Source organism: Blastomonas sp. UPD001 (assembly GCF_003426715.1).
Classification (GTDB): domain Bacteria; phylum Pseudomonadota; class Alphaproteobacteria; order Sphingomonadales; family Sphingomonadaceae; genus Blastomonas.
The window spans coordinates 1,891,569-1,892,694 of the sequence record NZ_QKVT01000001.1 but is presented as its reverse complement, the minus strand read 5'-3'; the positions used below and the strand labels follow the sequence as shown (position 1 = coordinate 1,892,694).

Here is a 1,126-nt window from a genome sequence, read left to right as displayed (position 1 = left end):
GGGGGAGGATTTCAAGCTCGGCCATGCATAAATCCTGCCAACACGTGATTATCGCCGGTTTTCATCGCCTTGTTCCGTGCTATGGGAGGGGCAAGACACCGGCGGGCGCAAGCGCTGCCGGAAAGGTTTGCAGGAAGTCACAATGAACGATGTCGCCCCCCAGGGCCTGCTCAGCGGTACCGCGGCCGATCCGGCGACGTCGCGCGATGGCCTGAACGTCGTCTCGATCGCCAAGAGCTATGACAAGAAGGTCGTGCTCTCGGACGTCTCGCTCCAGGTCGCCAAGGGCGAGGTGCTGGGCCTGCTCGGCCCCAATGGCGCGGGCAAGACGACCTGCTTCTATTCGATCATGGGGCTGGTAAAGCCCAATTCGGGCCGCATCATGCTCGACGGCGTCGATATCACGCCGCTGCCCATGTACCGCCGCGCGATCCTGGGCCTGGGATACCTGCCGCAGGAAACCTCGATCTTTCGCGGCATGACGGTCGAGCAGAATATCAGCGCGGTGCTCGAGCTGGTCGAGCCGGTGGTCGCGGCGCGCGCCGAACGGCTCGAGACGCTGCTCGACGAATTCGGCCTCACCCGGTTGCGGTCCTCGCCCGCGATGGCATTGTCGGGCGGCGAGCGTCGCCGCTGCGAGATCGCGCGCGCGCTCGCGGCCAGCCCCTCGATCATCCTGCTCGACGAGCCCTTTGCCGGCATCGACCCGCTGTCGATCGCGGACATTCGCGACCTCATCAAGCAGCTCAAGTCGCGCGGCATCGGCGTGCTGATCACCGATCACAATGTCCGCGAGACGCTCGACATCGTCGATCGCGCCTGCATCATCTATGACGGCAAGGTGCTGTTCGCCGGCACCCCCGAGGCGCTGGTGGCCGACGAGAATGTGCGCCGCCTGTATCTGGGCGAAGGCTTCGCCTTGTAATGGCACGCCGGGGGGCTGGGGACTGATCCGATGGCTTTGGGGCCACGCCTTGACCTGAGGCAGAGCCAGTCGCTGGTGATGACGCCGCAGCTGCAGCAGGCGATCCGTCTGCTCGCGCTGTCGAACATCGAGATCGAGGCGTTCATCGGGGAGGAGCTGGAGCGCAATCCGCTGCTCGAGCTCGGCGGCGACGATGGCGGC

At 65.5% G+C, this 1,126-nt stretch carries 1 protein-coding gene and 1 pseudogene; both read left to right on the top strand.

The genetic code is table 11. The features are described from left to right. The first annotated feature begins 142 nt into the window (after positions 1-142). The gene (gene lptB, locus DM995_RS09610; RefSeq protein WP_023838457.1) at positions 143-925 is read left to right on the top strand and encodes an LPS export ABC transporter ATP-binding protein; all 783 of its coding nucleotides are present in this window, start codon (positions 143-145) and stop codon (positions 923-925) included. A 30-nt stretch (positions 926-955) separates the two neighbouring features. Further along, a pseudogene (locus tag DM995_RS09605) lies at positions 956-1,126 on the top strand (RNA polymerase factor sigma-54); the annotation flags it as partial.

Excerpts from the sequence above, each read along its gene's own strand:
- lptB (WP_023838457.1), top strand. The coding sequence starts at position 143 with ATGAACGATGTCGCCCCCCAGGGCCTGCTCAGCGGTACCGCGGCCGAT.